A 790-nucleotide genomic window follows, 5' to 3' on the forward strand; every position below is an offset into this window, starting at 1 on the left:
GGTCAATATCGCGCTGGATCTGCTGGGCCAGGCCCGCGCGCTCTACACCGGGCTCGCGGACGTACTGGGCAGCGAGGACGAGATCGCCTTCCTACGGGAGGAGCGCGCCTTTCGCAACTGCCAGTTGGTGGAGCAGCCCAACGGGGACTTCGCCCACACCATCGTGCGGCAGCTGTTCTTCTCCACCTACCAACAGCCGCTCTACGCCCGGCTGTCCCCGGTGCTGCCCCTCGCGGCCAAGGCGGTCCGCGAGACGGCCTACCACCGCGACCACGCCGAGCAGTGGACCCTGCGGTTGGGTGACGGCACCGAGGAGAGCCACGGCCGTACGCAGCGTGCCGTCGACACGCTGTGGCGGTACACGGGTGAGCTGTTCCAGCCGATCGAGGGCCTGGAGGTGGACTGGCAGGAGCTGGCCGAGGAGTGGAGCGCAGGCGTCCGCGACGTCTTCCACCGCGCCGGGCTCACCGTCCCCGAGGGGCCACGCGAGGGCGCCTGGTCCGCCGGGGCGGGCCGCCAGGGGCTGCACACCGAACCGTTCGGCCGGCTGCTCGCCGAGATGCAGCATCTGCACCGCAGCCACCCGGGGGCGACATGGTGACCGCCTCCACCACCGCACGGGACAGCCGGGCACCGGACGGCTCCGCACCGGGCGGCCCCACGACGGACGGCTCCGCACCGGGCGGCCCCACGACGGACGGCTCCGCGACGGAGGACGCCGCCCGGGTGGCGTCCCTCGCCGAGCTGGCCGGTTCCGTCCTCGATCCGGAGCTGCCGGTGATCACCCTCG

At 73.0% G+C, this 790-nt stretch carries 2 protein-coding genes; both read left to right on the forward strand.

Annotation, left to right across the window (positions count from 1 at the left end):
• The first annotated feature begins 22 nt into the window (after window positions 1-22).
• Window positions 23-601: a 1,2-phenylacetyl-CoA epoxidase subunit PaaC gene (gene paaC, locus ACFXIV_RS48245; protein WP_379421583.1), complete on the forward strand. Its 579-nt coding sequence runs from the start codon at window positions 23-25 to the stop codon at window positions 599-601.
• Window positions 598-790, forward strand: a 193-nt coding sequence (locus ACFXIV_RS48250) for a hypothetical protein (protein ID WP_379421582.1), incomplete at its 3' end; no start/stop codon positions are given. The genes paaC and ACFXIV_RS48250, both read left to right, overlap by 4 nt.

Source organism: Nocardia sp. NPDC059236, from assembly GCF_042754085.1.
Lineage (GTDB): Bacteria > Actinomycetota > Actinomycetes > Mycobacteriales > Mycobacteriaceae > Nocardia.